Consider the following 25,617-nt stretch of genomic DNA (forward strand, 5'->3'; position numbering starts at 1 on the left):
CTGTCTAACTTCCTTGCGCCGGCGATTGCCGTGGTGCTGCTGCCCTGGTTCAGCACGCTCGGCGTGGTCATCGCCTATACGGTGCTTTATCTGCTGGCTTTTGTTCTGTGTGCCTTTATCCGCGTCACGCAGCCGGGCTTAGAAAAAGCAAATAGCAGCAAGAGAGGGATGGCGGGTCTGCTGAATACTCCTCATCCTGAAACGCTGAAGGAGTAAGCGAGAGAACTTTCCTGCCGGGTCACGCTTATCCCGGCAGGAAGATGCGTGCGATTAGGCAATCGTCACTTTATTGTCCAGATAGACATCCTGAACCGCATTAATCAGCTTCACGCCGTCGGCCATGGATTTTTTAAACGCTTTGCGGCCCAGGATCAGCCCCATTCCGCCGGCGCGTTTGTTAATCACCGCCGTGCGCACCGCGTCGGTCAGATCGGTTTCACCGCCTGCTGCACCGCCGGAGTTAATCAGCCCGGCGCGGCCCATGTAGCAGTTAGCCAGCTGGTAGCGCACCAGATCGATAGGGTTGTCGCTGGTCAGCTTGCTGTAGACGCGGTCGTCGGTATAGCCAAAGTTCACCGCTTTATACCCGCCGTTATTCTCAGCCATTTTCTGTTTCACGATGTCCGCGCCGATGGTTGCCGCCAGGTGATTTGCCTGACCGGTCAGATCCGCTGATACGTGGTAATCCACGCCGTCTTTCTTAAACGCGTTGTTACGCAGATAGGCCCACAATACGGTCACCATCCCCAGCTCGTGCGCGCGCTCAAACGCGGCAGAGATCTCTTCTATCTGCCGACGCGACTGCTCAGAGCCAAAATAGATAGTCGCCCCGACCGCGACCGCACCCATGTTGAAGGCCTGTTCGACGCTGGCGTACAGTGTCTGGTCGTATTCGGTTGGGTAGCTCAGGGTTTCGTTGTGATTCAGCTTGACGAGGAATGGAATGCGGTGAGCATAGCGGCGGGAAACGGAGGCCAGCACGCCATACGTCGATGCCACACAGTTACAGCCCGCTTCAATCGCCAGCTCGACAATGTTTTTCGGGTCAAAGTAGAGCGGGTTAGCAGCAAACGACGCTCCCGCCGAGTGCTCTACGCCCTGATCAACGGGCAGAATGGAGAGATAGCCGGTCCCGCCCAGACGACCGGTATTGTAAAGCGTCTGCATGTTTCGCAGTACGGCAGGCGGACGGTTGTTGTCGACCATGACGCGGTCTACGTAATCATGGCCAGGCAGATAAAGCTGGTCGGCTGGAATGGTCATACAACGATGCTGTAAAAGGCTGTCGGCGTCTTTGCCAAGCAGTTGCGCAATATCAGTCATAGTGATGCTCCCGTAAGTCCGACATGATGTCGGAGCGTGTGATCCAAGCCCACGTTTTTGCAGGCAGACTAAGCCTGGTACCGACTTAACCTATTTTCCACCATTTGCAACTTTTTTAAGCACAATCTGCTGGCTCGTTTCGTGTACAACATTTTTGTTACACTGATCAAACAATCGCCTTAAAGGTATTTAAAAGGTATTATCACATGGTATGTTACATGCGTACCTCTGACATGCAGGATTAAAAAATGAAAACGAAAGTCCAACTGTCATTCATGATGTTCGTTGAATGGTTTATCTGGGGCGCATGGTTTGTGCCGCTGTGGCTGTGGCTGAGTAAGAGCGGGTTTACCGCCGGGGAAATTGGCTGGTCGTACGCCTGTACCGCGATTGCCGCGATCCTCTCTCCCATCCTTGTCGGCTCGCTGACGGACCGTTTCTTCGCCGCCCAGAAAGTGCTGGCCGTGCTGATGTTCGCTGGCGCGATTCTGATGTATTTCGCAGCACAGCAAACCCAGTTCAGCACCTTCTTCCCGCTGCTGCTGGCCTACTCCCTGACCTATATGCCGACCATCGCGCTGACCAACAGCATCGCCTTTGCGAACGTCGATGACGTGGAGGCTGATTTCCCGCGCATCCGCGTGATGGGCACCATCGGCTGGATTGCCTCCGGCCTGGCGTGCGGCTTCCTGCCGCAGATGATGGGCTATAGCGACATCTCTGACACCAATATCCCGCTGCTGATGACCGCTGCCAGCTCCCTTCTGCTTGGCGTCTTCGCGCTGTTCCTGCCGAATACCCCGCCGAAGAGTACCGGCAAGCTGGATTTCAAAGTGATGCTGGGGCTGGATGCGCTGATCCTGCTGCGCGATAAAAACTTCCTGGTGTTCTTCTTCTGCTCGTTCCTGTTTGCCATGCCGCTGGCCTTCTACTATATCTTTGCCAACGGCTATCTCACCGAAGTGGGGATGAAAAACGCCACCGGCTGGATGACCCTCGGCCAGTTCTCTGAAATCTTCTTCATGCTCGCTCTGCCATTCTTTACCAAACGCTTTGGTATTAAGAAGGTCTTGCTGCTGGGCCTGATCACCGCCGCCATTCGCTACGGTTTCTTTGTTTACGGCGGCACCGAGCAATACTTCACCTACGCCCTGCTGTTCCTCGGCATTCTGCTGCACGGCGTAAGCTATGACTTCTATTACGTCACCGCGTACATCTACGTGGATAAAAAAGCGCCCGTGCACATGCGCAACGCGGCGCAGGGCTTGATCACGCTGTGCTGTCAGGGCTTTGGTAGCCTGCTGGGTTACCGTCTCGGCGGCGTGATGATGGAAAAAATGTTCGCATATAAAGAGCCGGTGAATGGGCTGACCTTCAACTGGGCCGGAATGTGGACGTTTGGTGCAATCATGATTGTGGTGATTGCCGTGCTGTTTATGCTGTTTTTCCGCGAATCGGATAAAGAGATCACCGCAATTGAGGTGGTTGATGGCGATACCGCGCTGACACGAGGGGAAGTTAAATGAAACAAGACCGTATTCTCGGTGCTCTTTACGGGCAGGCGTTAGGGGATGCGATGGGGATGCCGTCGGAGCTGTGGCCGCGCAAGCGGGTGAAAGCGCACTTCGGCTGGATCGACCGTTTCTTACCCGGCCCGGCTGAGAATAATGCCGCCTGTTACTTTAAGCAGGCCGAATTTACGGATGATACGTCGATGGCGCTGTGCCTGGCCGACGCGATTATCGAATGCGACGGGGAAATTAACCCTGACGTTATCGGTAAGCATATTCTGGACTGGGCGCTGGATTTTGACGCGTTCAATAAGAATGTGCTCGGCCCGACCTCCAAAATTGCCCTGAACGCCATCCGTGACGGCAAGCCGGTGAGCCAGCTGGAAAACAACGGCGTCACCAACGGGGCGGCGATGCGCGCCTCCCCGCTGGGATGCCTCCTGCCAGCCACGCGTCTGGCGCACTTTGTGGAACAGGTTGCGTTAGCCTCCAGCCCGACCCATAAATCGGATCTCGCCATCGCCGGTGCGGTGGTGATCGCCTGGGCGGTTTCACGCGCTATCGACGGCGAGCGCTGGCATCACATCGCCGATGCCCTGCCGGGTATTGCCCGTGCGGCGCAGGAGGAGAACACGACCACCTTCAGCGCATCGCTTTCCGCTCGTATTGAGCTGGCCCTGAAAACCGTGCGCGAAGCCAACGGTACCGAGTCCGCCAGCGAGCAGATCTATCAGCTTATTGGCGCGGGCACGAGCACCCTTGAGTCCGTTCCGGCGGCGATTGCGATGGTCGAACTCGCGGGCACCGATCCGAACCGCTGCGCGGTGTTATGCGCCAACCTGGGCGGTGATACTGACACTATCGGCGCGATGGCAACGGCTATCTGCGGCGCGCTGCACGGTGTACAGGCCATTGATCCGGCACTCAAAAACGAACTTGATGCCGTTAACCGGCTCGATTTCAGCCACTACTGCGAAAAACTGCTGCACTTCCGGGAGCAAAGGGAGGGCGTATGAGTGCTTTTGCCCGCCGTCTCGAAACCCTTCACGCCACGCGCCCCGTAACGGTACTCGGCGCGGCGGTCATCGACGTGATTGCCGACGCCTACGCCCTGCCCTGGCGCGGGTGTGATATCGAGCTGAAGCAACAGGGAGTGAATATTGGCGGCTGCGCGCTGAATATCGCCATCGCCCTGAAGCGGCTCGGCATTGCTGCGCAAAACGCCCTTCCCGTCGGCCACGGCGTGTGGGCCGATATTATCCGTAACGCCATGGCGAAGCAGGATCTGCACAGCGCCGTGGAAGCGGAAACGGGCGATAACGGCTGGTGCCTGGCGCTGGTGGAGCCTGACGGTGAACGGACCTTTATGTCGTTTAGCGGCGTGGAGAACCAGTGGCAGCAGCGCTGGCTGGACGGGTTAAGCGTGCCGGCAGGGAGCCTGATCTCTTTGTCCGGCTACCAGCTGGCGTCCCCCAGCGGTGAGCTGCTGACGGCCTGGCTGGAAAGTCTTCAGGATGCGACGCTCTTTATCGATTTCGGTCCGCGCATCGCGGATATTCCCGACCCGCTGATGGCGCGGATCATGGCCTGCAAACCAATCGTCTCGCTCAATCGTCAGGAGGCGGAACTTGCCGCCGAATGGCTTGGCGTAAACGTGGAAGAGCTCGGCACACGGTGGCAGCAGAGGTTTGGCGCTGCGCTGATCGTACGCCATGATAAAGACGGGGCGGTCTGGTACGACGGTGACGCTTCCGGACACGTTCCGGCGTTTCCTGCTACCGTGGTCGATACCATCGGCGCGGGTGACAGCCATGCGGGAGGTACCCTTGCCGGGCTGGCCGCGGGATGGTCACTGCCAGAGGCGGTGCAGCTTGGCAATGCCGTAGCCGCCTGGGTAGTCAGCCATCGCGGTGGCGACTGCGCCCCCACGCGCGAGGCCCTACTCCTCGCACACAAAGACGTATAGGTCGCTGCGGCAGTAGCTGATGCTGTACTCAATTGGCCGGTGCTGTTGATCGAGCGCGACTTGCTTGATCACCAGCACCGGTATCTTATCGTCCATCTTGATATGCGCCTGAAACTCGCTGTCCGGCATCCGGGCGCTGACGCGGGAACGGGTGCGCTGCGGAAAGATATTCTGGCTGCGGAAGTAATCGTAAAGCGAGACGCCGATGTCGTCCGGATTGGGGATTAATCCTACCGGTACCCAGGACTCCTCTATTGATACCGCATCGTCATCCACGTAGCGGATGCGCTTAAGCAGAAATACATCGCTGTCCGGCGCAAGGGAAAGGTGGCGGGCGATCTCCTCCGGACATTTCACGACGCGTTTATTAACCCACAGCGTGTTGGGCGTTTTGCCCCGCAGCACCACCTGCTGAGAAAACCCGCGCGCCTCTTTTAGCGAATATTCAAAGATATTGTTGATTTGCGTTCCGTATCCACGCGCGCGGGTGACGACGCCGGCCTCTTCCAGCGCCTGCATCGCTTTACGCACCGTAATGCGCGACACACCGGCCAGCTGGCTCAGATCGCGCTCGCCCGGCAAAATATTACCGTGCGCGAGCACGCCGCTGCGTACCGCGTTTTTAACCGTTTCGGCAAATTTCAGGTACAACGGCGTGTTGTCCGGTGCGGCAATTCGTTCCTTGAGTTGAGCAATTAACCGGGTATGCGCTTGTTCCATCTCTGTTTTTCTCTGGCATAAGGTTTTACGCCAGTATACGGCTTACCACCATGCATGAAAATGGTGAACCGGCCCAATACCGTGACCCACTTCCAGAGAATCGGCTTTTGCCAGCGCGCACGAGAGCCAGATCTTCGCCTCCTGCACCGTATCCGCCCAGTTCGCGTTTCGGGGACGCAGCGCCGCCAGCGCCGCCGAGAGCGTACATCCCGTGCCGTGGGTGTTTTTGGTCTGTACCCGCGGGGCAGTGAAACGTTGAGCGCCATCGCGGGTGAAGAGCCAGTCCGGGCTTTCTGCATCATCAAGATGACCGCCTTTCATCAGCACCGCGCTGCATCCCATCGCCAGCAGCGCATTGCCCTGCTCTTTCATCTCACGTTCGTTTTGCGCGTGTGACGCATCCAGCAGCGCGGCGGCTTCAGGGAGGTTTGGCGTGATCAGCGCCACCTGCGGCAGCAGCTTTTTACGCAGGGTGTCGACGGCAGAGGCGGAGAGCAACGGATCGCCGCTTTTGGCCAGCATCACGGTATCGAGCACCACGTTTTTTATCTGATAACGTTTGAGACGTTCAGCGACCGCTTCAACAATGTCCGCCTCTGCAAGCATGCCGATTTTGGTGGTGTCGATGCGTACATCGCTGAATACCGAATCCAGCTGTGCGGCGACAAAATCCGGCTCAATACGATATACCGACTGTACACCGCGCGTGTTTTGCGCCACCAGCGCGGTGATAACCGAGCATCCGTAAGCGCCGAGCGCAGAGAAGGTTTTCAGGTCTGCCTGGATCCCCGCTCCGCCGCTGGGATCGGTTCCCGCAATAGTCAAGGCATTAATGCGTGTCATACCAGCTCCTCCAGCGCGTAAAGCGCATCCAGAAACGCCGGGGCAAAGCTGCCGGGGCCCCGGCTGTGAGTCAGTGCAGCTGACCCTGCGCGCTTCATAAAGCCGCAGGCTGCCGTCGCATTATCAAGCCTGTCGCCAGGCAGCGAACAGCAGGCGGCGACGACCGCCGAAAGCGCACAGCCTGTTCCCACCACGCGGGTCATCAGCGTGTCGCCGCCCGCGACCGTACGGGTTCGCTGACCATCAGTGATGTGATCCACTTCTCCTGTGACGACCACAACGGCGTGGGTCTGGCGGGCGAGCGTCTGCGCAGCGGTCAACGCGCTCGCCGCCGTATCGGTGGAATCAACCCCGCGCCCGCCCGCACTCATTCCGGCAAGGGCGAGGATTTCGGAGGCGTTTCCACGAATGGCCGCAGGTTTGAGGGACAATATTTGCTGGCAAAATCGGGTGCGATACGCCAGCGCGCCAACCGCAACCGGATCCAGAACCCAGGGCGTACCCGCGGCTACCGCGCTCTCAATGGCCCGACGCATCGACTGGGCGCGCGGCGCGGTGAGTGTACCCACGTTGATGAGCAGAGCATCTGCAAGCGCGGCAAACTGTTCCGCTTCCTCGGCTTCGATCACCATTGCCGGGGAAGCACCCAGCGCGAGCAAAACGTTGGCGGTGAAGGTCTGCACGACATCGTTGGTCATACAGTGCGTGAGCGGGGAACGGGTTCGGAATTGATGTAAAACGTGTGAGTCGAGCAGGTCAGGCTGCATGGTTTCGCTCCTGCCGTGCGTGAAGAAGCGATGACCGGGTAGGCATCTGACTTCCCTACGCTGGCATTATCCAGATCAGGTAATACGGGTATTTCTCAGCCTTCACAAAGAAGGGCACCCCGAGTCAAATTAATTACAATACAATCAGTTACATAAAAAGAATATGTAGGTACTTAGTGTAACCGTGGCCATAGGCAGGGCGCAAGATGTTTCGTTTTATCAAAGCAGGTATTACACCTGAAATCCGCAAACTATATAAAGAATGTCTTCTTTAACTCCCCTGTTCTGAATCTCACCAGGTACAACATATATAGCCACATAATACTGACAGTAACTATCTCAACAATTATGAAAAAGAGAACCCTTCGCCTGATCATCATTCTGCACACCAGACGCCCAGCTTTTCCAACACCCTCCCATTTAAAACTTACGTTACGTTCTCCTGATACTTTTCTGGTTTTTTTTCACCTCAAAACTTACTGATTCAATGTAAACTTTCAGTTTCACACACTAATACTTTCAAATGAAATCATATCCCAAAACTAACAAACGAGTACATTTAAAGAACATTAAAATAAAATTGAAATAAAATTTCATTTTTATCATCAAGTTAAATATAGAGACTAAAACAATCATCAGCAACCTTTTGTTTTTAATAGAAAAAAAATAAAACACACGTACCTTATCCACTTTTAATCATTCAAATAAATCTTGATTTAAATCAATATTTTTAGGTGCAAAATAACTATAGTTCAGCAATGAAATTAAATAAATACAAAAACCCTTAAATACTTAAACTTACCCGTTTTGCTCTGCACAACCAAACGTAAGCCATAACGCTAATGTGATTTTTTCTTTCTAATGATGTGAGCCTTTTAAATGAAATTCTTCAACAAAGCAGTAATCGCTGTCATTGGTACTCTGTTTGCCAGTATCGTTGATAATGCTAATGCTGCGTCTGCTGTTCTGTATGATCAAAATAACCCTGCTTCAGGTTTTCACCTTAATGGTACAGATAACCGTGTATATGATTTAGATGTTGTTGAGAGTGATAATAATCGCCAGGCTATCCAGATTTACAACCTGCAAGGCGATCGCGAAAAACTGCAATCCTCAATTGATTCCACTAATACTAACGTAGCGGGTAATACGTCATTACTGAACCAGACGATTACTAATGTGAATAACATCAATGCAGATCTGCAAGCTAACAAAACTTTGTTAAGCACCGGCATTACTACCGCTCAAATCAGCGCTAATGATGCTGATAGCACCGCTCATACTGCGTTAGCTGCTGCTGGAAATGCTCAAATCACCGCAGACAACAATGCAAAAAATATTGCTGTCGTGGCAGATCAAACACGTATCAATAGCGGGTTAATTAGTATTAACGATACCCGTATCACTGCACTTGAGAATGCACCAGTGCCGAAAGATGGTATTGATGGTAAAGAAGGTGCAAAAGGTGATGCAGGTGCTCAAGGGATTCAGGGTGTAGCAGGTGCTATCGGGGCTGAAGGTAAACCCGGAGCTAAAGGCAATGATGGTAAAGATGGTGCTGATGGTAAAGACGGTAAAAACGGTGTAACAACAATCATCACGAAGAAAGAAGTTGATACAGCTACTATCAACAAAATTAAATTACTCAATACTCAAACAGCGGCACAAGCTGCTGACCTGAAAGCCACTCAACATGTTTTTGCCCAAGCACAATCTTCAAGCAATGCTCAATTCAAAAGCCTGCAAAATGAAGTTGACGAGAACAAGAAAGAAGCGCGTAGCGGCGTTGCCTCTGCTATCGCTCTCGCTTCCATGCCACAAGTAGAGAAAGAGCAATCTGTAATGTTCTCCGCCGGTGTGGGGTCATTTAAGAATGAGCAAGCTATCAGCGCAGGAGCATCTTTCCATGCAGGTGAACACGCTGTAATCAAGGCTGGTATAAGTGATTCTACAAACAGCGATCTTGCTATGGGTGCAGGCATCGGTATTGGCTTTTAAATCAAAAGCCTAAAACCTCTATAATATTACTTGTATAACTTAACAACTATTCGACGTCACACTTTTATTCATTAAACAGAACATGCTCAAACATATTTTTATTTCAGCTGCCCTGTACGTGATGCTCATTTCAATCGGGATCTGGATCGGCATGATGTACGTTTCTTATTATTTGTGTCGTTTTTAAGGCGATAAAATGAAAAAATTAATGATATTAGTCATAAGTACTGCCGTGCTTACAGGTTGTGTCTCGCCTGAGCAACGCATCGCAAATTGCACTGCGAAAGGGGTCAGTTACGATACCTGCTATCTTTCTGAACAACAAAGGCAACAAGGCATCAACAATGCGTCACTCTCTGCTGCATATGCAAATGCCGCTCGTGCGGCGGACGCTAATCAAAAACATCACCACCATAATTAAGGGTATTTATGAAAACTAAATTTACGCTGTTGGCGTTACTTTTCTCTGTGGTGGTGACGCCTGCGCACGCCATAAACGCCCATTATCGCGCTCAATTAGAGCGTTCGGGATGCACGCAAATTAGCGCTGGCGATGGCTCTTGCGATATCAGCAAAACCAAAGCGGAAAATGCGGCACAACACGAACCAACGACATCCGTTCACGATCCCCTGCGTGAAGCCTCGTTCTCGTCGGATACGGTTAACGCCACGCTTTCTAACGGCTTCTTTAGCGCCACCGTAAACGGCAAAAAAGCCAGCGTTAAACGTCTGAATGCGAATTTCTATGAGATCCGTGGTAATGGTTTTGTGATATCGCTAAGCCTGGATGAAAACGGTATTACGGACGCGTCGTGGAATAAAACGAAGGGACGTGAACACGGTATTTTACGCGTTAGCCAGAAATAAACAGCGTAAGGAGGCTCACTGCCTCCTTTTCACCTGACAATCGCACGATTTGTCACACTCTTTTGTCTGATTTTACAATGCGGATAAATCATACGTAAGCTGCTGTTTTTATTTAGCATAAAGTGCAATCTCCCCCATACAAACGGCGATCTTCCCTGCCCTGTGCCCTGTGTCACAAAACAGTAAGCAAATTAACCATTGAGCCCGGTGACAAAAGGCTCTATATTGGCGGCGTTTTTTTCAGGCCCCATCTGTTTTTTAACTTTTTATTCAATCGTTGCTCATAACGAAGCGGCGGTTGTAGGAGTGATATGATGACGGATAAAGTCCGTATTGACACCGTAGATGCCCACAAAAGCAACGAAACCTATCTGGCCCGTCAGGCCGAATTTGAATCTAACGTCAGGAGTTATCCGCGCAAATTGCCTTTAGCGATTACGAAAGCAGAAGGCGTGTGGATCACCGATGCAGATAATAAAGAATACCTTGACTGTTTAGCAGGCGCAGGCACCCTCGCGCTTGGACACAATCATCCTGATGTGCTGAAAAGCATCCAAAATGTCATTACCAGCGGCTTGCCGTTACATACCCTGGATCTGACCACGCCGTTGAAAGACGCGTTTTCAGAATACCTGCTCTCTCTGTTGCCTGGTCAGGGCAAAGAGTACTGCCTGCAATTCACTGGCCCGTCCGGGGCTGATGCCGTTGAAGCGGCGCTGAAGCTGGCGAAAAAAGTGACCGGTCGTAGCGGTATCATCAGTTTCTCTGGTGGTTACCACGGTATGACCCACGGCGCACTGTCCGTCACCGGCAACCTGTCTCCGAAAGAAGCGGTTGACGGTATGATGCCAGAAGTCCAGTTCATGCCTTACCCACACGAGTATCGTTGCCCACTGGGTATCGGTGGTGAAGCGGGCGTGAAGGCGCTGACCTACTACTTCGAAAATCTGATTAACGACGTCGAAAGCGGCGTGCGTAAACCTGCCGCGGTGATCCTCGAAGCCGTTCAGGGTGAAGGTGGCGTGAACCCGGCGCCTGTTGAGTGGTTGCAGCGCATCCGTAAAGTCACTCAGGAACACGGTATCCTGCTGATCCTCGACGAAGTCCAGGCTGGCTTTGCCCGTACCGGTAAATTCTTTGCCTTCGAACACGCTGGCATTGAGCCAGACATCATCGTGATGTCTAAAGCAGTCGGTGGCGGTCTGCCGCTGGCCGTGCTCGGTATCAAAAAGCAGTTCGATGCATGGGCGCCAGGTCACCATACCGGTACTTTCCGCGGCAACCAGCTGGCGATGGCTACCGGTCTGACCACGCTGAAGATCCTGAAAGACCAGAACATCGCGGGCAAAGTAGCCGCACAGGGCGAATGGCTGAAAGGCCAGCTGAAAGAGATGGCGAAACGCTATCCGGTGATCGGCCACGTTCGCGGTCTGGGCATGATGATCGGTATTGAAATCGTTAAGCCACATGAAGCCGCCGATCACATGGGTTGCTTCCCGGGCGATGGCGAGCTGTCTGCACTGATCCAGAAGAAATGCTTCGAAGCCGGCCTGATTCTGGAGCGTGGCGGCCGTAACGGTATCGTTCTGCGTCTGCTGCCTTCTCTGCTTATCAGCGATGACGAGCTGAAAGTCTTCCTGGATAAATTCGAGCAGGCACTGCTTGCTGCGGGCGTTAGCCCGGCATAACAGGAGTTGTTGAATACGATGTCTGATTCAAACCCAATTTTGTTCTCCTCTGCGCAGAGCATTGAAGCTTACCAGCAGGCGATTGAACAAAGCACTCAGGCTGTGATGCAGTGGCTGAAACAGCCTGAGATGTACCAGGGCAAAACGGTCGCAGAGCTGCGCGACCGTATTAAGCTGGATTTCAACCCGAAAGGGCTGGGCAACGAAGCGGCGATCGAACGCGCCGTGGAGTTCTTCCTGAAAGACAGTTTGTCCGTTCATCACCCGCAGTGCGTGGCGCACCTGCACTGCCCAAGCCTGGTGGTTAGCCAGGCGGCGGAAGTGCTGATCAACGCCAGTAACCAGAGTATGGACTCCTGGGATCAAAGCCCGTCCGCAACCATCATTGAGATCAAACTGATCGAATGGCTGCGTACCCGCGTGGGTTATCAGGCTGGCGACGCAGGCGTCTTCACCAGCGGCGGCACCCAGAGTAACCTGATGGGGCTGATGCTGGCGCGTGACGCGTTCTTTGCGCGTCAGGGCCACTCGGTTCAGCAGGACGGTCTGACAGGCGATCTGCGTAAGATCCGCGTGCTGTGTTCGGAAAATGCCCACTTCTCCGTGCAGAAAAACATGGCGCTGATGGGTCTGGGCTACCAGTCCGTGGTGCAGGTGAAAACTGACGAATTCTCCCGCATGGATCTCACCGATCTGGCGGCGAAAATCGAACAGTGCAACGCGAACGGCGAGCAGATCCTGGCGATTGTGGCCACGGCCGGTACGACCGATGCGGGTGCTATCGATCCGCTGCGTGCTATTGCTGAGCTGGCTGCGAAACAGAATATCTGGGTGCACGTTGATGCGGCCTGGGGCGGCGCGCTGCTGATGTCTGAGCAGTATCGTCACTACCTGGACGGTATCGAGCTCGTGGATTCCGTCACCCTGGACTTCCACAAGCAGTTCTTCCAGACCATCAGCTGCGGTGCGTTCCTGCTGAAAGAAGCGCGTCACTATGAACTGATGCGCTATCAGGCGGCCTATCTGAACTCTGAGTTCGATGAAGAAGCGGGTGTACCTAACCTGGTCTCCAAATCTCTGCAAACCACGCGCCGTTTCGACGCGCTGAAACTGTGGATGAGCCTGGAAGCGCTGGGTCAGGAGCAATACGCGGCAATCATCGATCACGGCGTGACGCTGGCACAGCAGGTTGCGGCTTACGTGAAAGAGCAGTCTGCTCTGGAACTGGTGATGCAACCCCAGCTGGCAAGCGTGCTGTTCCGATTCCGTCCGCAGGCGCAGATGGATGACGCCGGTATTGCCCTGCTGAACCAGAAAATTGGCGATGCGCTGCTGGAGTCTGGCCGTGCAAACGTCGGTGTGACCGAGCATAACGGTATCACCTGCCTGAAGCTGACCCTGCTGAACCCAACCGTGACGCTGGAGGACGTAAAAATCCTGCTGTCTCTGGTTGAGCGTACCGCGCAGGAAGTGATGGCGAAGTAATACTTATCCCTCTCCCACCCGGGAGAGGGATTGTTTTTCCCGCGCTAACGCCTTTCCCCTTTTTTCCTCGAAGCATAACCGTATTCATACTGGCTGTACCCCGAGCTGTAATACAGCGCTGCGGATTTAACAATATCGTTGAGGATTGTGCCGCTGACCTTCACGCCGACGTGCTGTAACCGTTTAACGGTATTCTCCATCTCTTTCACGCTGGTTTTATCGAAACGGGCAACCATTAGCGTTGTTCCGGCTGCTCTGGCGACCAGCGCGGCATCGGTGACGGCCAGGACCGGCGGTGTATCAATGATGACGATGTCATATTGCTCGTTAACCCAGGACATGACGGAAAGGAATCGTTCGCTTAACAGCAATTCTAACGGGCGCAGGGGTTCCGGGCCGCAGGTGATAACGTCAATTCCCCCTTTTTCAGCATGCTGAATGACCTCCGCTAAGTCGCGTTTCCCTTCGAGCAGGCAGGACAATCCGTGGCGGTTCTCCAGACCAAAAATATTATGAACATAGCCCTGGCGCATATCCGCATCAATAAACAGCACCCGCTGACCGCTCTGCCCGGCGATGGCCGCCAGATTCGTCGCCACCAGCGTTTTTCCGCAGTCCTGCGTGGGGCCAGAAATCATCACAATGCGGTTCTCAGCCTCCATCATGGTGAAATGCAGACTGGTCCGCAGCCCGCGCACCGCTTCAACAAACATATCAGCAGGACGATCGACGGGCAGGAAAGGCACATCCGAGGTTTTGTGTTTCCAGCGACGAGAAAACGGATTTTTTCTGCGCAACTGCGTTTTACTCCACAGCCACTGTGAACGTGGCAACGTAGCCAGAACCGGCATCCCCTGCGCTTCCAGCTGTTCGGAAAGCGTGATCCCACGTTTGAACGCCTGACGTACCAGCACGGTCCCCATTGAGAGCATTAGCCCGAACAGCGCGCCAAGAACGATGATTAACGCTTTACGCGGCTTTATCGGGTCCGGCAGCGTAACAGCCTCATCAATGATCCTCACGTTTCCGACAGCGCTGGAGCGGGAAATATTCAGCTCCTGCTGGCGCGTCAATAGCTGTAAATAAATCGTGCGACCCGACTCAACATCGCGGCTCAGGCGTAAAATCTCCTGCTGCGTGGAGGGCATAGCTGACACACGGTTATTGAGACGCTCCCGTTCCCGCTCAAGGGTCTGTCTCTTTTCATGCAATGCACGATAGGTAGGGTGACTCTTTTTAAAGAGCTGGGAGATCTCTGCCTCCCGGAACGTCAGCTCATTTAGCTGATTCTCAACGTTAACAACCTGATCCAGGACAGATTTTGCCTCCAGAGACAGGTCCACCGAGTCTCGCTGCGCCCGGTAGGCATTCAGCCGCGCTTCTGCCTGATCAAGGTCCGCGCTGATTTTCGGCAACTGCGCCTGTAAAAAATCCAGACTACGAGAATCCTGAGCCTCCTGGCGCGCGATATTTTGCTGGAGATAATTTTCAGCAATTGCATTCAGCACCCGGGCGATGCTGTCAGGGTCTTCGCCCGTCAGGGTTAAGGTCACGATACCGCTCTGTTTCTCCGATTCTGCAACCGTGAGACGCTTCTTCAGCGCGTTGATCGTCTCAAGCCGCGTCAACGACTTAAGCGAAAATTGCGTGCCTGGCTCAGCCTCAATCGACGTCACCAGCAGAACGATCCCTTGCGTAACCAGCGTTTTCCCAACCTGGCCGTCGGCCTCAATGTTTTCGCCCGTCAGGTGATATTTTCCCGCTTCCTGTACGGTCAGCGTGAGCTCTTGCGCGTTGCCTTCCACCTGCGGGATCTGGAGTTCGCCTAACGTGATTTTGCCCTGCTCACGCCCTTGCAGACGCTGCCAGAGACGCCCCACCACAGGCAAAACGCGCTGCTTTGCCTGCTGTGTCAGAGCTAATTTATCAACGGTCTCGCCGAGGATCATGCGGGATTTCAGCAGTAAAATTTCAGGGGCAACATCCGGCGACACATCGGTGCCCAGCTGGCTCAAACCTTTGAGCAGGTTGTTATCGTGTTTGTTTTCAATTTGCACCATGGCATCCGCCTGATAAACAGGTGGCGCAATCCAGGCATAGAGACCGGCGCACAGGATGAACAGGAGCGTCACGCACAGAATCATCGTGCGGTGGTCGATCATCTCGACGAGCAAACGAACGAGATCGACTTCATGTTGTTGGGGTGCCGCTGCACCATAATTGTCTGTTGTGTAAGACGACATTAATGCTTCATTCCTTTCTGACCTAAACGACGTGCCCATTCCTGACTGGCTTTACCCAATAGCCCAAACACATATTCAAACGCTTCCCGGCTTTGACGGTAGGGATCGGGGATCTCCTGCGGCTCCAGCCATTGCCCAAAAAGCAGCGACTTTCCTCGAATCTCCGGCGCCATGGCCGCAATGAAGCGAAGATGTTCCGGCTCCATAACCAGGATAAGATCGGATCCCTGCATCAAATTGCGTGTCAGCCTGCGCGCCACATGACCGTCGAGGGAAATCCCATGCCGCCAGGCTACGTCCTGGGCGCTGTCATCCGCCGGGCACCCTTCAAGCCCGAATATGCCCGCCGAGGCGATATATCTGTCGGGCAGGTGCTGGCGTAAAAGCCGCTCCCCAATCGGAGAACGGCAGACATTTCCGGTGCAAACCACGAGTATTGATTTGAACATTATTGCGGCCACGATCTGATGTAACGAACCGTTTCGGTAAGGTCATGCATCCCGCTGATGGTCGGAACAAGCTGTGATATCACACGATTCCAGCGGGACAGTGGTGCAGTGGTGACATAGACAATGTCATAGGGCTCAAGCTGAAACTCGGTGCCTAACACCATGGCTGATGCGTCCTGAGCATTGAGCTGGTAGAGGTTGGCAATTTTTTCTGAACGCTCGCTTTTCGGCAGCGAACGAATGACAAAAATTCCGGTGGCATCGGCCATATTCTGGTTCAGCCCACCGGCATTGCCCAGCGCTTCGGCCAGGGTCATGCCGCTGCGATCCATTTTCAGCGTGCTCTGTTTAACGACCTCGCCCATGACGAACACTTTCAGCGCATCGTTACGGGGGACAAACAGAATATCGCCGGGATAGAGCAGCTTATTTTGCGTGAGATCGCCATGCTGCATCAGCGCATATAGCGAGAGGCGCGTGTCCTTCCCATTATGCGTCAGCACGACATTGCGCCAGTCCGCGTCGGCAGAGAGCCCCCCAGCGGCGTTTACGGCATCCATGACCGTTAACGGGATATTGGTAATAGCCTGCTGCCCTGACTTCACCACCTCGCCCGTCACATAGGCTTTTTGTGAGCGAAAAGAGGCGACGCTGACATCCACCTGCGGGCTTTCAATAACATTGTTCAGCCGGGCCGTGATCTCCTCGCGTACCCGTGCGACCGTTTTGCCAGCCACCGGCAATTTACCGACATAGGGATAGAAAAGTGTGCCGTCGGCATTGACCCAGTTACCGGTGTCACTGGCGCTACGATACTGCCCTGCCGGGGTTGTCAGTTCAGGGTGATCCCAGACGGTGACGGTCAGAATATCCCCAACGCCGATACGGTATTCCCAGTTTTTGACCTGTTCATCCAGATTAGGATTTGCCTGAGATTTCAAAACCGATGGCCGCAATTTTTCAATTAACGAAGGCGTAAGAGGATAAACATCAATCCGTTTCTCAAGACGATCATTTGCATCTTCTGCGGCAATTATCTTTTTTCCAGCGAGATCGAGATGCTGGCCAGGGTAAAATACGCAGCCAGATAAGGGGGTAATAATTAAAAATAATATCGATACAACTGTTGTGTTTTTCATTTATTACATAATATCTTTTATAGTAGTGATTATCGTATACAGGATAAAACAGTAACATTTCACTCAAGCACAAGTTGCTGTTATTCAATGAATTAACAGAAACACAAAGAGTATTTATAAAACCACACGACATTCCTTTGGGCAGACTTTACAGCCCTGCATTGTCTTAATCAGGCTTTCGGAAAGAGGGTTTCAGGCAATCTTAAATGTTCTATTTGTTGAATGCATGCCTGAATCTTAGTAAATTTGCCTTGAAAATGTTTTTTCAGAATTAATTAATAAACCAATAATTATGTTATCTGTATAAGCTCATATTTATTCGTCGAAGTAATAATTAATGACGGTTGCGACTACACAAAACCGTGCACTTTTGTTACATTTTTTGCAAACTCACCCTGTGAGGATACTTAAAATGAACTGTCTGCCATCCGTTAGCGGATCTGCACACAAAAAGTATCAGTAACGATATGACTGGAGAAAAAATGGCTAAGCGTAAATTGTTGCTTCTGGGTGTATTACTGTCACTGGCGGGGGTCGCGCACGCTGCACCGCAAACATCGACAGCGCCTTCCGGCATCAAGGCCTATGAAGAGCAAGAGTTTATTGCCGATTTTACGAAGTTTAAAATCGGCGACACCGCGCCCGCGCAGTATCAGACGCCTGAGTACACCATCAAACAGTACCAGCTGCGTAACCTTCCCGCGCCCGATGCCGGCACACACTGGACCTACATGGGTGAGAATTATGTTCTGATTGGCGATGCCGATGGCAAAATCTACAAAGCCTATAACGGAGATATTTTCTATCACCGCTGATACGATCCTAATCCGTCCGTGGCAGGAGAGCGATCGCCCTTTCCTGCGCACGCTCTTCCTTCACGCCCGACGTGAAGCCTGGCCGTGGATGGACAGTTCTGCGTGGCAGCTTGAAGATTTTGACGCGGCAACCCTGGACGAAGGGATTTGGGTGGCGGAGCAGGATGGGCACCGACTTGGCTTTGCCTCAGTCTCGACGAACGATAATTTTCTGCACAACCTGTTTGTCGATCCGAACTATCAGAGCCTGGGCGTCGGACATGTGTTGCTTGAACACGTGCAGAAGACGTTTACCAGCACGGGTTCACTCAAGTGTCTGGTGAAGAATGAGCGGGCGGTTGCGTTTTACCAGCGCCACGGCTGGCACATTGAGGCGACGGGAGATTCTCCGGACGGAGAGTATTATTTGATGCACTATCGGCTTGGGTAAAGTCAGGTGGCGCTACGCTTACCTGACCTACAAAATCGAGCCAGGCCGGGTAAGGCGAAGCCGCCACCCGGCACTAACGCGCAGAGGCGTTACACCGCGCGGAAGGCGATTTCACCCGGAATGACTTCGCCCTGCCAGTAAAGCTGCGCCGCAACGCGCCCCGCCAGCTGACGATAGATTTCCGTGAATTCGCTATCTGGACGGCTGACCACCGTCGGCTTACCGCTATCCAGATCTTCACGCAGTGTGATATGCAGCGGCAGTTGCCCCAGCAGTTGCGTGTGGTATTGCGCCGCCAGCTTTTCGGCGCCACCGGTACCAAAGATAGGCTCATGGTGCCCGCAGTTGCTGCAAATGTGCATGCTCATGTTCTCGACGATACCCAGTACCGGCACCTCCACCTTCTCGAACATGACGATGCCTTTTTTGGCGTCGATCAGCGCGATATCCTGCGGCGTGGTGACCACGACGGCGCCGGTAACCGGAATGTTCTGCGCCAGCGTCAGCTGGATATCACCTGTGCCCGGCGGCATGTCCAGTACCAGATAATCGAGGTCAGGCCACATTGTCTCCTGCAACATTTGCAGCAGCGCCTTGCTGGCCATCGGGCCACGCCAGACCATTGCGTTATCGTCCGTGACCAGGTAACCAATGGAGTTGGTCGCCAGACCGTGCGCCACGATTGGCGCCATGTGGGTGCCGTCCGGCGAGGTTGGACGCTGGTTTTCCGCCCCCAGCATGTTTGGAATGGACGGGCCGTAGATATCCGCATCCAGAATGCCGACTTTCGCCCCTTCAGCCGCCAGCGCAAGCGCCAGGTTCACGGCGGTCGACGATTTACCCACCCCGCCCTTGCCCGAGCTGACGGCGATGATGTTCTTCACGCCGTTAACGCCCGCCTGATTTTTCACGCGCTTGAGCGTGGCGATGCTGTGGCTTAGCTTCCAGTCAATTGCATTTGCGCCGGTAATGCGCAGCAGCTCAGAGCTGGTTTGCTCTTTCAGGGCATCAAAGGCGCTGGTCCAGACGAACGGCATCTGTAGCTCAATGTGCAGCGTATCGTCCAGCCATGCGACGTGATGAAGCGCTTTCAGCGTCGTGAGATTGTGCTTCAGGGTTGGATGCTGAAAATTAGCCAGCGTCCCGGCGACCATTGCTCGTAAGGCTTCCGGTGATTTGGCCTGGGATTGAGAACTCATCCCGACTCCTTTGTTCTTGTGAATAAGACCTTAGACAAACAAGTTTACCTGAAAGGCCGCGGTTTGTGCTTACTTAATAATGCCCCTTTTGGTAATATCGAAAACCCTTTTCACAGTTAAAAGAAGTAATGCCTACTATGACTCAAGTCGCGAAAAAAATTCTGGTAACGTGCGCCCTGCCGTACGCCAACGGCTCAATCCACCTCGGCCACATGCTGGAGCATATCCAGGCTGATGTCTGGGTCCGTTACCAGCGAATGCGCGGCCACGAGGTGAACTTCATCTGTGCGGACGATGCCCACGGCACGCCGATCATGCTGAAAGCGCAGCAGCTGGGCATTTCCCCGGAACAGATGATCGCCGAAATGAGTCAGGAGCATCAGACCGATTTTGCTGGCTTTGATATCAGCTATGACAACTATCACTCCACGCACAGCGACGAAAACCGCGAGCTGTCAGAGCTGATCTACTCCCGTCTGAAAGAGAACGGTTTCATTAAAAACCGCACCATCTCTCAGCTGTACGATCCGGAAAAAGGCATGTTCCTGCCGGACCGTTTCGTCAAAGGCACCTGTCCGAAATGTAAATCCCCGGACCAGTACGGCGATAACTGCGAAGTGTGCGGCGCAACCTACAGCCCGACCGAGCTTATCGAACCGAAGTCCGTGGTCTCCGGCGCGACGCCGGTGATGCGTGACTCCGAGCACTTCTTCTTCGACCTGCCGTCGTTCAGCGAAATGCTGAAGGCGTGGACCCGCAGCGGTGCGTTGCAGGAGCAGGTCGCGAACAAAATGCAGGAGTGGTTCGAATCCGGGCTGCAACAGTGGGATATCTCCCGCGATGCGCCCTACTTTGGCTTCGAAATCCCGAACGCGCCGGGCAAATATTTTTACGTCTGGCTGGATGCGCCGATTGGCTACATGGGGTCGTTCAAGAATCTGTGTGACAAGCGCGGCGACACCGTAAGCTTCGACGAATACTGGAAGAAAGATTCCGATGCCGAGCTGTATCACTTCATCGGTAAAGACATCGTTTACTTCCACAGCCTGTTCTGGCCAGCAATGCTGGAAGGCAGCAACTTCCGCAAGCCGACCAACCTGTTCGTACATGGCTACGTAACGGTGAACGGCGCGAAGATGTCTAAATCTCGCGGGACGTTTATTAAGGCCAGCACCTGGCTAAACCACTTTGACGCGGACAGCCTGCGCTACTACTACACCGCGAAGCTCTCTTCCCGCATCGACGATATCGACCTGAATCTGGAAGATTTCGTGCAGCGCGTGAACGCGGACATCGTCAACAAGGTGGTGAACCTGGCGTCCCGTAACGCAGGTTTTATCGCCAAACGCTTTGACGGCGTGCTTTCTGCCGAACTGGCCGATCCTGAGCTGTATAAAACCTTCACCGACGCCGCCGCTGCGGTTGGCGAAGCCTGGGAAAGCCGTGAATTCGGTAAAGCCATTCGCGAAATCATGGCGCTGGCAGACGTGGCCAACCGCTATGTGGACGAGCAGGCGCCGTGGGTGGTGGCGAAACAGGAAGGCCGCGACGCCGACTTGCAGGCGATCTGCACCATGGGTCTGAACATGTTCCGCGTGCTGATGACCTGGCTGAAGCCGGTTCTGCCGCAGCTGGCAGCCCGCGCGGAAGCATTCCTGAACACCGAACTGACCTGGGATGCCATCCAGCAGCCGCTGCTCGGCCACAAGGTGAACACCTTCAAGGCGCTGTATAACCGCATCGAGATGAAGCAGGTTGACGCGCTGGTGGAAGCATCCAAAGAAGAGGTGAAAGCGGCCGCCGCACCGGTGACCGGCCCGCTGGCGGACGATCCGATTCAGGAGACCATCACCTTTGATGATTTCGCCAAAGTCGACCTGCGCGTGGCGCTGATCGAAAACGCGGAGTTCGTGGAAGGTTCTGACAAACTGCTGCGTCTGACCCTGGATCTGGGCGGCGAGAAGCGTAACGTCTTCTCCGGCATTCGTTCCGCGTATCCCGATCCGCAGGTGCTGATTGGTCGTCAGACCGTGATGGTGGCAAACCTGGCGCCGCGCAAAATGCGCTTCGGCATCTCTGAGGGGATGGTGATGGCCGCAGGCCCGGGCGGGAAAGATATCTTCCTGTTAAGCCCTGACGAAGGCGCGAAGCCGGGTCAGCAGGTGAAGTAATAAAAAAGCCGGATGAGAATCCGGCTTTTTTTTGCCCGGCGGCGCTACGCTTGCACGGGCCTACGGGTTTTGTAGGCCGGGTCAGGCGAAGCCGCCATCCGGCTAAAATCACCCCTTCTGGTTATGCACCCGCTGCGTCAACCCACGCAGGAAATAACGCAGAAACTGATCCCCACACTCGCGGTAATTCTTATGATCCGGCGCGCGCATCATGGCGGTGATTTCCGGCATCGACACGCGAAATTTCTGCTCGGTCATGATCGCCAGAATGTCGTCAGTTTTCAGGGAGAAAGCAATACGCAGCTTTTTCAGCACCGTGTTGTTATTCACCCGACGCTCCAGCGCCAGCTCAGGCGCAGATTCATCTTTGCCGCGCTTGTCGTAGATCAGGCCATTCAGAAAGCCCGACAGAATAATGTCCGGGCAGCGAACAAAACTCTCTTCATCTTCTTTAGTCATCCAGGTGTCGAACCCGGCGGACGTGGATTCCATGTCGGAGAGCGCAAGAATGCGCACCATGTCATTATTGTTCGCTTTCAGGGTGTAGCGCAGGCTACGAAGAATATCGTTACTTAGCATAGAGCCTTCGAATGTCGATGATGCAATGGCGCGCAGTGTACCAGTTTTACAGCCCTATCGCCTCTTTCAAACTTTTCAGGTAGCGACGACTGACGGGAACGGTTTGCCCGGCACGTAACACCAGCTCGGCCTGGCCGTTATCTTCCAGACGGATCTCTTTCAGGTGCGCCATGTTCACCAGATACTGACGATGGCAGCGGATTAGCGGCGTGCGGCTCTCCAGCGTGCGCAGGGTCAGCTCGGTAAAGCCTTCGTTACCTTCAGCGCTGGTGACGTATACCCCGCTCAGACGGCTGCTGACAAAGGCAACGTCGTCCATTTGCAGGAGGTAAATCCGGCTGTGCCCGGTACAGGGTATAAACTTCAGGGGCTGCTGATGCTCCGGCAGCAGCGTCACGTCCTGCACGGTACGCTCCTGATGCAGGCGGGTCAGGGTCTTTTCAAGCCGTTTCTCTTCAATCGGCTTCAGCAGATAATCAAATGCGTGCTCTTCAAACGCCTTTACCGCGTACTCATCAAAGGCCGTCAGAAAGACGATATAGGGACGGTGCTCCGGGTCGAGCATGCCGACCATCTCCAGCCCGCTGATGCGCGGCATCTGAATATCGAGGAACAGCACGTCCGGGCGCAGTTTATGCACCGCACCGATGCCTTCAATCGCATTGGCACATTCCCCCACAACCTCGATATCACTCTGCTCCTGCAACAGAACACGCAGGTTTTCCCGTGCTAACGGCTCATCATCGACAATCAGCACTCTTAACATGCGTTCTCCTCCAGCGGCAATCGTAAGGTAATTCGGGTATAGCGGTCTGGCTCACAGGCGACGGTGATACCGCAGTCGTCACCAAAATGCGCGCGCAGGCGTTTATCCACCAGGCTCATGCCCAGACCGCCTGACGCGGAAGCTTCATACAGCCCCGCGTTGTCTTCAATATCCAGCACCAGATGGTGGTTAAAACGGGAAGCGGAAATCATAATCTCTCCACTTCCCAGCAGCTGCGACGTCCCATGCTTAATGGCATTTTCTACAATCGGTTGCAGGGTAAAGGCCGGAAGATGCTGATACGCCAGATCGTCCGGGACGGATAACGACACCTGTAAACGTGACTGGAAGCGCGCTTTTTCAATTTGCAGATAGGCGTTTACATGCTCAATCTCGTCCGCGAGGGTGACGATCTCCGAGGGTCGCTTCAGATTTTTGCGGAAAAAGGTCGAGAGAAATTGCACCAGCTGCGCGGCCTGATCGCTGTCGCGGCGGATCACCGCCTTCAGCGTGTTGAGCGCGTTAAACAGGAAATGCGGGTTCACCTGAGCGTGCAGGAGCTTAATTTCTGACTGCGTCAGCAGCGCTTTTTGCCGTTCATACTGCCCCGCCAGGATTTGCGCCGAAAGCAGCTGGGCGATCCCCTCCCCCAGCGTGCGGTTGATGGAGCTGAACAGGCGGTTTTTGGCTTCGTAAAGCTTAATAGTGCCCATGACGCGCTGGTTTTCACCCCGCAGGGGAATGACCAGCGTAGAGCCGAGTTTGCACTGCGGATGCAGGGAACAGCGGTACGGCACTTCATTTCCGTCGGCATACACCACTTCACCCGTTTCAATAGCGCGCAGGGTATAGGCCGAGGAGATCGGTTTGCCCGGCAGATGGTGGTCGTCGCCGGTACCGGTAAACGCCAGCAGCTTCTCGCGATCGGTAATCGCCACGGCTCCGATATCCAGCTCTTTATACAGCACCTGCGCCACCTTCATACTGTTCTCCTCGTTGAATCCCTGCCGCAGGATCCCTTCCGTCGACGCCGCAACTTTTAAGGCGGTGGCAGAAAATGCCGAGGTGTATTTTTCGAACATGGCGCGTTTGTCGAGCAGAATGCGCATAAACAGCGCCGCACCTACGGTATTGGTGACCATCATCGGTGCGGCAATGCTGCTGACCAGATGTAACGCATCGTCAAACGGGCGCGCGATCAGCAGGATGATCGCCATCTGCGCCATTTCCGCCACGAAGGTAATCGCCCCTGCGGTAAAGGGACTGAACACTCTATCCGGGCGACCGCGCTTAATCATATAGCTGTGGACGAGACCACCGAGCAGCCCTTCGACGATGGTGGAGATCATGCAGCTCAGCGCCGTCATACCGCCCATCGAATAGCGGTGCAGGCCGCCGGTTAACCCCACCAGACCGCCGACAACCGGGCCTCCGAGCAGCCCGCCCATTACCGCGCCGATGGCGCGCGTATTGGCGATGGAATCTTCGATATGGAGACCAAACCAGGTCCCCATAATGCAGAATATGGAAAATACGACGTAGCAGAGGAATTTGTGCGGCAGACGGACGGTGACCTGCATCAGCGGGATAAACAGGCGCGTTTTGCTCATCAACCAGGCGATGACAAGGAACACGCACATCTGCTGAAGCAACAGCAGCACCAGATTAAACTCGTACATACTCACAAACCGCACATTCTAAAAACGCGTAACATACACTGATAGCGGTTAACTTTCTTTGAAACGTGCCAAAAAAGCGATAAATCGTGTCCGCCATCACACCTTTTGCCGGAGATAACCTGTCTTTCGTATAATTTGTACAAAAAAGAATCAAATCTTCCTGGTTCCGCAAAGTGGGTCTACAGTTAAGCTGGGGACGCGCAAGCCTGGGGGCGAAAATGGCGCTTTACACAATAGGTGAAGTGGCACTCCTGTGTGATATCAATCCCGTTACGCTACGGGCGTGGCAGCGACGGTATGGATTGCTTAAGCCGCAAAGAACGGACGGCGGGCACCGCCTGTTTAACGATGCGGATATTGACCGGATCCGCGAGATCAAAAGCTGGATCGACAATGGCGTACAGGTCGGCAAGGTAAAATCGCTTCTGAGCCAGGACGATCCAGATACGCAGCTTCTCTGGCGCGAGCAGCAGGAAACGCTGCTGAGGCTGTTGCAGAGTGGCAATTTGCAGCGTTTGCGCGGCTGGATCAAAGAACAGGGTCGAGACTACCCGGCGCAAACCTTGATCACCCATCTTTTTATTCCCCTACGGCGTCGGCTTCAGTGTCAGCAAACCACCTTACAGGCACTGCTCAGCATGCTTGATGGCGTGCTGATTAACTATATTTCCGTCTGTCTTGCCTCAGCGCGGAATAAAAACAGCAAAGATGCGCTGGTGATCGGCTGGAACGTACACGATACCACCCGACTGTGGCTCGAAGCCTGGATTGCCACCCAGCAGGGCTGGCGCGTTGACGTGCTTGCCCACTCCCTGGCCCAGCTCAGGCCGGAACTGTTTGAGGGACAGACGCTGCTGGTCTGGTGCGGCGAAGTCCCCTCCGCTTCCCAGCAGCAGCTCCTGACGGAATGGCGCGAACATGGTTATCCCGTTTACTCGCTGGGGCCAAATGCGTCGTAACGGCATTTAATGGTTCATTA

The 25,617-nt window shown here is 54.1% G+C and carries 23 protein-coding genes, 1 pseudogene and 1 riboswitch; of the genes and pseudogenes, 13 read left to right on the plus strand and 11 right to left on the minus strand.

What is annotated here, in order from left to right; genetic code table 11:
• Window positions 1-216: pseudogene (locus ACOTYH_RS14610) on the plus strand (cytochrome C biogenesis protein CcdA); the annotation flags it as partial.
• Window positions 217-270: 54 nt separating this feature from the next.
• Here ACOTYH_RS14610 and fbaB read toward each other — a convergent pair.
• Window positions 271-1,323, minus strand: a complete 1,053-nt coding sequence (gene fbaB, locus ACOTYH_RS14615; protein WP_015572352.1) for a class I fructose-bisphosphate aldolase — start codon at window positions 1,321-1,323, stop codon at window positions 271-273.
• 248 nt (window positions 1,324-1,571) lie between these two features.
• Here fbaB and ACOTYH_RS14620 point away from each other — a divergent pair, with 248 nt between their 5' ends.
• Genes ACOTYH_RS14620 through ACOTYH_RS14630 form a run of 3 tightly spaced genes read left to right on the plus strand, consistent with a single transcriptional unit; the run spans window position 1,572 to window position 4,800 of the window.
• On the plus strand, window positions 1,572-2,849 hold the full coding sequence (locus ACOTYH_RS14620; RefSeq protein ID WP_421637799.1) for a nucleoside permease: 1,278 nt from the start codon (window positions 1,572-1,574) through the stop codon (window positions 2,847-2,849).
• The gene (locus tag ACOTYH_RS14625; protein ID WP_032654232.1) at window positions 2,846-3,850 is read left to right on the plus strand and encodes an ADP-ribosylglycohydrolase family protein; all 1,005 of its coding nucleotides are present in this window, start codon (window positions 2,846-2,848) and stop codon (window positions 3,848-3,850) included. Before ACOTYH_RS14620 ends, ACOTYH_RS14625 begins: the two co-directional genes overlap by 4 nt.
• A complete protein-coding gene (locus ACOTYH_RS14630; RefSeq protein ID WP_023295037.1) occupies window positions 3,847-4,800 on the plus strand; it encodes a PfkB family carbohydrate kinase in 954 nt (317 codons plus the stop codon). Before ACOTYH_RS14625 ends, ACOTYH_RS14630 begins: the two co-directional genes overlap by 4 nt.
• Here ACOTYH_RS14630 and ACOTYH_RS14635 read toward each other — a convergent pair.
• From ACOTYH_RS14635 to thiM, 3 genes are read right to left on the minus strand one after another with little or no spacing between them, the layout of a single operon-like run.
• Window positions 4,774-5,520, minus strand: coding sequence for a GntR family transcriptional regulator (locus ACOTYH_RS14635; protein WP_003859242.1), 747 nt, complete (start codon window positions 5,518-5,520; stop codon window positions 4,774-4,776). The two genes, ACOTYH_RS14630 and ACOTYH_RS14635, sit on opposite strands and share 27 nt — an antisense overlap.
• A 42-nt stretch (window positions 5,521-5,562) precedes the next feature.
• Complete coding sequence (gene thiD / locus ACOTYH_RS14640; RefSeq protein WP_017383356.1) at window positions 5,563-6,363, minus strand: bifunctional hydroxymethylpyrimidine kinase/phosphomethylpyrimidine kinase; 801 nt, start codon at window positions 6,361-6,363, stop codon at window positions 5,563-5,565.
• The gene (thiM, locus tag ACOTYH_RS14645; RefSeq protein WP_032654237.1) at window positions 6,360-7,130 is read right to left on the minus strand and encodes a hydroxyethylthiazole kinase; all 771 of its coding nucleotides are present in this window, start codon (window positions 7,128-7,130) and stop codon (window positions 6,360-6,362) included. Before thiM ends, thiD begins: the two co-directional genes overlap by 4 nt.
• Before the next feature lie 35 nt (window positions 7,131-7,165).
• A riboswitch (TPP riboswitch) is annotated at window positions 7,166-7,262 on the minus strand.
• Window positions 7,263-8,009: 747 nt separating this feature from the next.
• On the opposite strand from thiM, the gene ACOTYH_RS14650 reads away from it, so the two are divergent.
• The 5 genes from ACOTYH_RS14650 to ACOTYH_RS14670 all read left to right on the plus strand — a co-directional run bounded on the left by ACOTYH_RS14650 (window position 8,010) and on the right by ACOTYH_RS14670 (window position 13,168).
• A complete protein-coding gene (locus ACOTYH_RS14650; protein WP_050515891.1) occupies window positions 8,010-9,128 on the plus strand; it encodes a YadA C-terminal domain-containing protein in 1,119 nt (372 codons plus the stop codon).
• Window positions 9,129-9,324: 196 nt separating this feature from the next.
• Window positions 9,325-9,549, plus strand: coding sequence for a hypothetical protein (locus tag ACOTYH_RS14655; protein WP_071524132.1), 225 nt, complete (start codon window positions 9,325-9,327; stop codon window positions 9,547-9,549).
• A gap of 8 nt (window positions 9,550-9,557) precedes the next feature.
• The gene (locus tag ACOTYH_RS14660) at window positions 9,558-9,995 is read left to right on the plus strand and encodes a hypothetical protein (protein ID WP_033487338.1); all 438 of its coding nucleotides are present in this window, start codon (window positions 9,558-9,560) and stop codon (window positions 9,993-9,995) included.
• Between the two features lie 311 nt (window positions 9,996-10,306).
• Window positions 10,307-11,683: a diaminobutyrate--2-oxoglutarate transaminase gene (locus ACOTYH_RS14665; protein WP_015572345.1), complete on the plus strand. Its 1,377-nt coding sequence runs from the start codon at window positions 10,307-10,309 to the stop codon at window positions 11,681-11,683.
• Window positions 11,684-11,701: 18 nt separating this feature from the next.
• Window positions 11,702-13,168 carry a pyridoxal phosphate-dependent decarboxylase family protein gene (locus tag ACOTYH_RS14670; protein ID WP_033487339.1) on the plus strand — a complete coding sequence of 489 codons (1,467 nt, stop codon included), beginning with the start codon at window positions 11,702-11,704 and terminating at the stop codon, window positions 13,166-13,168.
• Between the two features lie 44 nt (window positions 13,169-13,212).
• On the opposite strand, the gene ACOTYH_RS14675 is transcribed toward ACOTYH_RS14670, so the two are convergent.
• The 3 genes from ACOTYH_RS14675 to ACOTYH_RS14685 are packed head-to-tail and all read right to left on the minus strand — an operon-like array spanning window position 13,213 to window position 16,999.
• A complete protein-coding gene (locus tag ACOTYH_RS14675; RefSeq protein WP_421637800.1) occupies window positions 13,213-15,411 on the minus strand; it encodes a polysaccharide biosynthesis tyrosine autokinase in 2,199 nt (732 codons plus the stop codon).
• Window positions 15,411-15,860: a protein-tyrosine-phosphatase gene (locus ACOTYH_RS14680; RefSeq protein WP_017383364.1), complete on the minus strand. Its 450-nt coding sequence runs from the start codon at window positions 15,858-15,860 to the stop codon at window positions 15,411-15,413. Before ACOTYH_RS14680 ends, ACOTYH_RS14675 begins: the two co-directional genes overlap by 1 nt.
• Window positions 15,860-16,999, minus strand: a complete 1,140-nt coding sequence (locus ACOTYH_RS14685; RefSeq protein ID WP_047733545.1) for a polysaccharide export protein — start codon at window positions 16,997-16,999, stop codon at window positions 15,860-15,862. Before ACOTYH_RS14685 ends, ACOTYH_RS14680 begins: the two co-directional genes overlap by 1 nt.
• 482 nt (window positions 17,000-17,481) lie before the next feature.
• On the opposite strand from ACOTYH_RS14685, the gene ACOTYH_RS14690 reads away from it, so the two are divergent.
• Window positions 17,482-17,814: an RcnB family protein gene (locus ACOTYH_RS14690; protein ID WP_047636951.1), complete on the plus strand. Its 333-nt coding sequence runs from the start codon at window positions 17,482-17,484 to the stop codon at window positions 17,812-17,814.
• Window positions 17,765-18,244 carry a GNAT family N-acetyltransferase gene (locus ACOTYH_RS14695; protein ID WP_032619327.1) on the plus strand — a complete coding sequence of 160 codons (480 nt, stop codon included), beginning with the start codon at window positions 17,765-17,767 and terminating at the stop codon, window positions 18,242-18,244. Before ACOTYH_RS14690 ends, ACOTYH_RS14695 begins: the two co-directional genes overlap by 50 nt.
• 89 nt (window positions 18,245-18,333) lie before the next feature.
• Here the strand turns inward: ACOTYH_RS14695 and apbC are convergent, their stop codons facing one another.
• Window positions 18,334-19,443 carry an iron-sulfur cluster carrier protein ApbC gene (apbC, locus tag ACOTYH_RS14700; RefSeq protein WP_421637801.1) on the minus strand — a complete coding sequence of 370 codons (1,110 nt, stop codon included), beginning with the start codon at window positions 19,441-19,443 and terminating at the stop codon, window positions 18,334-18,336.
• A 137-nt stretch (window positions 19,444-19,580) separates the two neighbouring features.
• Between apbC and metG the strand changes: the two genes are divergently transcribed.
• Window positions 19,581-21,614, plus strand: a complete 2,034-nt coding sequence (gene metG, locus ACOTYH_RS14705) for a methionine--tRNA ligase (RefSeq protein ID WP_023304104.1) — start codon at window positions 19,581-19,583, stop codon at window positions 21,612-21,614.
• Window positions 21,615-21,722: 108 nt separating this feature from the next.
• On the opposite strand, the gene ACOTYH_RS14710 is transcribed toward metG, so the two are convergent.
• The 3 genes from ACOTYH_RS14710 to ACOTYH_RS14720 are packed head-to-tail and all read right to left on the minus strand — an operon-like array spanning window position 21,723 to window position 24,638.
• A complete protein-coding gene (locus ACOTYH_RS14710) occupies window positions 21,723-22,193 on the minus strand; it encodes a DUF1456 family protein (RefSeq protein ID WP_032654261.1) in 471 nt (156 codons plus the stop codon).
• 46 nt (window positions 22,194-22,239) lie between these two features.
• Window positions 22,240-22,959 (minus strand): two-component system response regulator BtsR, encoded by a 720-nt coding sequence (gene btsR, locus ACOTYH_RS14715; RefSeq protein ID WP_015572336.1) that lies wholly within the window; start codon window positions 22,957-22,959, stop codon window positions 22,240-22,242.
• Window positions 22,953-24,638 carry a LytS/YhcK type 5TM receptor domain-containing protein gene (locus tag ACOTYH_RS14720; protein WP_421637802.1) on the minus strand — a complete coding sequence of 562 codons (1,686 nt, stop codon included), beginning with the start codon at window positions 24,636-24,638 and terminating at the stop codon, window positions 22,953-22,955. The genes btsR and ACOTYH_RS14720 overlap by 7 nt, the downstream gene beginning before the upstream one ends.
• A gap of 218 nt (window positions 24,639-24,856) precedes the next feature.
• Between ACOTYH_RS14720 and mlrA the strand changes: the two genes are divergently transcribed.
• Window positions 24,857-25,597, plus strand: coding sequence for an HTH-type transcriptional regulator MlrA (mlrA, locus tag ACOTYH_RS14725; RefSeq protein WP_017693055.1), 741 nt, complete (start codon window positions 24,857-24,859; stop codon window positions 25,595-25,597).
• Window positions 25,598-25,617: the final 20 nt, after the last annotated feature.

Origin of the sequence: Enterobacter cloacae complex sp. SHL001 (assembly GCF_049236825.1) — a bacterium.
Classification (GTDB): domain Bacteria; phylum Pseudomonadota; class Gammaproteobacteria; order Enterobacterales; family Enterobacteriaceae; genus Enterobacter; species Enterobacter hormaechei_C.